This window comes from Sphingopyxis sp. (genome assembly GCF_035565275.1).
Classification (GTDB): domain Bacteria; phylum Pseudomonadota; class Alphaproteobacteria; order Sphingomonadales; family Sphingomonadaceae; genus Sphingopyxis.
The window spans coordinates 1-4,103 of sequence record NZ_DATMST010000022.1 but is presented as its reverse complement, the minus strand read 5'-3'; the positions used below and the strand labels follow the sequence as shown (position 1 = coordinate 4,103).

At 67.3% G+C, this 4,103-nt stretch carries 5 protein-coding genes; 1 reads left to right on the top strand and 4 read right to left on the bottom strand.

Going from position 1 to position 4,103, the window contains the following annotated elements; all coding sequences use genetic code 11:
• Positions 1–74: 74 nt before the first annotated feature.
• The 4 genes from VN047_RS01795 to VN047_RS01780 form a co-directional block, all read right to left on the bottom strand.
• Complete coding sequence (locus tag VN047_RS01795; protein WP_325539419.1) at positions 75–788, bottom strand: methyltransferase domain-containing protein; 714 nt, start codon at positions 786–788, stop codon at positions 75–77.
• Positions 785–1,867, bottom strand: coding sequence for a type III polyketide synthase (locus VN047_RS01790; RefSeq protein ID WP_325539417.1), 1,083 nt, complete (start codon positions 1,865–1,867; stop codon positions 785–787). Before VN047_RS01790 ends, VN047_RS01795 begins: the two co-directional genes overlap by 4 nt.
• Positions 1,868–2,073: 206 nt before the next feature.
• Complete coding sequence (catB, locus tag VN047_RS01785) at positions 2,074–2,706, bottom strand: type B chloramphenicol O-acetyltransferase (protein WP_325539415.1); 633 nt, start codon at positions 2,704–2,706, stop codon at positions 2,074–2,076.
• A 220-nt stretch (positions 2,707–2,926) separates the two neighbouring features.
• Positions 2,927–3,589, bottom strand: a complete 663-nt coding sequence (locus VN047_RS01780; protein ID WP_325539413.1) for a YggS family pyridoxal phosphate-dependent enzyme — start codon at positions 3,587–3,589, stop codon at positions 2,927–2,929.
• A gap of 56 nt (positions 3,590–3,645) precedes the next feature.
• On the opposite strand from VN047_RS01780, the gene VN047_RS01775 reads away from it, so the two are divergent.
• A partial coding sequence (locus VN047_RS01775; protein ID WP_325539411.1) for a thiamine phosphate synthase occupies positions 3,646–4,103 on the top strand: 458 nt, incomplete at its 3' end.

Genomic DNA, 4,103 nt, shown 5'->3' with positions numbered 1-4,103 from the left:
GCCCGTTCGCGCCAGTCCGATCGCCGCCGCTGCCCCCGCAGGCCCCGCGCCGACGACGATCGCCTGCAGCGCGGTCACCGGATGCGCTCGACGCAGAGCCGGTAGGGGAAACTCCGGAAGATGCGGCATTCGCCCGCGGTTAAGGGTAGCGCGACGGCAAGCATCGCCCGCCACTCGTCGCGGCGAAAGCTGCGCCCGACGGACAATTGCCCGTCGCGGCGCACGATCGGGTCGACCCATGCCACGGCTGCGAGCAACGGATAGCCGGCAAAGGGCAGGCGCTGGCGGTGGAGGTCGTTGACCAGCCAGCCGCGCGCCGCCTCGCTTTCCATGAAATGCAGGAATTCGCGGCGCTGGCCGGCGGTCATATGATGGGTGACGAGGCTCGATACGACGACGTCCCATCGCTGCCCCGCGAGATCGCGATAATCGCCGGTGATCAGCTTTGCGCGCCCGTCAAGCCGCGGTCTTGCGACCTTCTCGCTCTTCGGATTGAGGTCGACGCCCGCAAGATCGAGCGCGACCCCACGCCGCTCGCCCCAGCGCGCGATCCGCGCGAGCATGTCGCCCGCGCCGAAACCGACGTCGAGGATGCGCAACGGACGCTCGCCCACCCCGCGCTTTCGCACGCGGTCGAGAAAGCCGAGCGTCGGTCGCGGCGCCATCGTCAGGCCGTTGATGCGCGACAGGTCGGCGAGCACCTTCGCGTAGCGCGCGGGCGGCAGATCAGCGGCGTCCATCTCCTCCTCCGCCTCGATCGGCGTGCGAAGGCTGGCGAAGGGGGTCATGACCCGGTGAGACGGATCGCTTCGGCGGCGAGGCCGGGGCCGAAAGCGATCGCGATCCCTTCCCCGCGCGCGCCGCGCGCCATCATGTCGGCGAGGACGAAAAGGATTGTCGCCGACGACATGTTGCCGAAGCGCGCAAGCACCGCGCGGCTTTCGGCGAGCGCTTCTGCCGGAACGCCGAACGCATGCTCGACCGCATCGAGCACCGAGCGGCCGCCGGCGTGCACCGCGAGAAGTGGCGGCGCACCGGCGTCGCCGAACAGAGCGTGCTGCACCCGCGGTTCGGCGAGCGCCTCGCGCAGCCTCCCCGGCACCTCGCCCGACAGGACCATCTCGAATCCCTTGTCCCCGATGGTCCAGCGGATGAGGTCATCGCTGTCGTCGAGCGCGAGGCTGCGCCCTTCGCCCAGTTCGAACCCGTGCGGCACGGCCGAAACGATACCGGCTGCGGCGCCGTCGCTGAATTGCAGCATCGCGAGCAGCGGCTCGGGCTCGTCGGCGAGGCTGAGGTGCAGCGTCGACAATTCGACGCTGACCACCAGCACGACGGCGTCGCCTTCGGACCGCACGATATGCCGCGCGGTGCGTAGCGCGGTGATGCCGGCGTAACAGCCCATGAAGCCGATCAGCACGCGCTCTACAGTAGGGGGAAGCCCCAGCCGCCGCGCGAGAATCTGGTCGATCCCCGGCGCGACGAAACCGGTACAGCTCGCGACGACGATATGCGTCACGCGCGCCGGGTCGAACGCATGGCCAAGCGCAGCGATCGCTTCCATCGCCAGTGCAGGAGCGTGCTCCGTATAGGCGGCCATGCGCGCCGAGGTCGCAGGCAAGCCGGGAACGTCGTAAAAGCCGCCCGCCGCGACGGGCGACCCGCCCGCCGCCGTGGGAGGCAGCACCGACCAGCGATGCGCAATCCCCGACCGTGCGGTCATTCGTGCAAAGAGCGCGCGCAGGCGTTTGTCGGCAAGACGCGGCGTCGCCCAGTCGATGAAGGCAGCATGGATATCGTGCCCCGGAACCGCGGTGGCGAGGGCGTTCAGCCAAGCAGACGGCGGGGGTGTCTTCATCGCGCACATGTGGCCGAAAAGCGGGGGACAGGCCAGCGATTAGCGCCCGCGCCGCTTTACCCGGGATGAACCACGCCGGGCGATTGCGCCACGCGCGAATCCGCCTCTTCCCTCGGGCGGATGTCGGCATCGCGACTCGTCAGGGCAAGGCACCGTTACGCGTCGACGTCAAAACCCCGAAGGCGGAAAGCGATGACCGCTTTCCGCTCCACGGTTCAAAGCGGCTGCCAGCCGTTCCACAGCGCGTGCAGGCCGGCGATATCGCCGCTGCACAACATCGGCATCGCGTCGCGCAGCCGGTCTTCGGACCAGTGCCACCACTGCATTTCCAGAAGCGCCGCGATGGCGCCATCGTCGAAACGGCGGCGGATCGCGGCAGCCGGATTACCGCCAACGATCGTGTAGGGTTCGACGTTGCGGGTCACGACCGCCCGTGTCCCGATGACGGCGCCATCGCCGATGCGGACCCCCGGCATGACGACCGCCTCCGAACCGATCCAGACATCATGGCCGATCACCGTGTCGCCCGCTGCGCAAAAGCCGTTCCGGGCGCCGTCGAACGCCTGGACTTCGGGCATCCAGAAAAAGGGAAAGGTGCTGACCCAGTCGTTCCGGTGGCCCTGATTGCCCGCCATGATGAAAGCCGCGCCCGACCCGATCGAACAGAAGCTGCCGATGATCAGCTTGTCCGCATCCTCGTCCGGAAGGATGAAACGCGCGCAATCGTCGAAACTATGGCCGTGATAATAGCCCGAATAATAGCTGAAGCGTCCGACCCGGATGTTCGGCTGCGTGACCTGCTTGTCGAGCGCTATCCCTTTGAAGGGACTTTCGAAAAAATTGTCCATTGGAAATACCTGCGGTGTCGCCGGCCGGATCGGCCAGCGAGAGATGAAGACGACATTCGTCGCAAGGCGCGGCCGTCGCGGCGCGCCTTCACAGTTCCTCGCGTCAGTTAGGCGGGAACCCGATGCAGGTGGTACACGGGGCGGTCTTCATCGAAGGCAGGCTAAAGGCTCGCGTGCGCCAAGGCAATATGGAAGCGGTATAAGACACGCCTCGCGTGGGTCAGCTCCGCGTTCCAAACAGTGCAGTTCCCACCCGCACATGCGTTGCGCCCAGCATCACCGCGGTTTCATAATCGCCGCTCATGCCCATCGAGCGCAGCTTTAGACCTTGGCGTTCGGCGAGTTCGTCGAGCAGCGCGAAATAGGGCGCGGGTTCGACATCGGCGGGCGGGATCGCCATCAGCCCGTCGATCGCCAGCCCGGCATCCTTCGCCTCGGCGAGCAGCGCCGGGAGATCGGCGACCCTGCAGCCGCCCTTCTGCTCCTCGTCGCCGATATTGACCTGAATGAACAACTGCGGCCGCTTGCCCGTCTTGGCGCACGCCTTCGCGAGCGCCTGCACCAGCGACGAGCGGTCGACCGAATGGATCGCGTCGAACAGCAGGACGGCCTCCTCGGCCTTGTTCGATTGCAGCTGGCCTATCAGGTGAAGCACGATATCGGACGTTTCGCTGCGCAACCCGGGCCATTTGGCCACCGCTTCCTGCACGCGATTCTCGCCGAAATGGCGCTGGCCCGCGGCGATCAAAGGACGGATCATATCCGCCTCATGCGTTTTCGATACCGCAATCAGCCGGATATCTCCGGGCTTCCGCTGCGCGCGCTGCGCGGCGCCTGCGATATGCGCCTGCACCTCTGCCAGCCGTTCTGCTGCTTCGCTCATCGTCTTGTCCCGTTCCGCGCGTTGCGCGCTCTCGCGACGCGCCTATAGGAAGAGCGATGACCGCGCGCCACCCCCTGCCCTCCAGATTGCCGCGGCAATGGTTGTTCAGCGACGCGCGCGCGAAGACTGGAATACTCGATCTGGCGGCGCTGTTGCCGCCGGGCAGCGGGATCATATTTCGCCACGACCATCTTACACCCGGCGCGCGCTGGCATCTGTTCCGACGGCTGATGCGGACAGCAAGGGCGCGGGGGCTCATGCTTCTGCTTGCCGGGCTACCCGCGACAGCGGCACGCTGGGGTGCCGGCGGGGTCCACCTCCGCCAGCGCGACGCGCGCCATGCCGCTCAGGCACACCGGCTTGGCCTGTTCCTGACAATGCCCGTCCACGATACGTATGAGGCACTCCGCGCGCGCGGCGCCTTGGCCAATGCCGTATTCATCTCGCCGCTCCATGTCACCCGCTCGCACCCCGGCGCGCCTGCGCTCGGCCGGGCGGCGTGGTTGCGGCTGGC

Excerpts from the sequence above, each read along its gene's own strand:
- VN047_RS01795 (WP_325539419.1), bottom strand. The coding sequence starts at position 788 with ATGACCCCCTTCGCCAGCCTTCGCACGCCGATCGAGGCGGAGGAGGAG.
- VN047_RS01790 (WP_325539417.1), bottom strand. The coding sequence starts at position 1,867 with ATGTGCGCGATGAAGACACCCCCGCCGTCTGCTTGGCTGAACGCCCTC.
- catB (WP_325539415.1), bottom strand. The coding sequence starts at position 2,706 with ATGGACAATTTTTTCGAAAGTCCCTTCAAAGGGATAGCGCTCGACAAG.
- VN047_RS01780 (WP_325539413.1), bottom strand. The coding sequence starts at position 3,589 with ATGAGCGAAGCAGCAGAACGGCTGGCAGAGGTGCAGGCGCATATCGCA.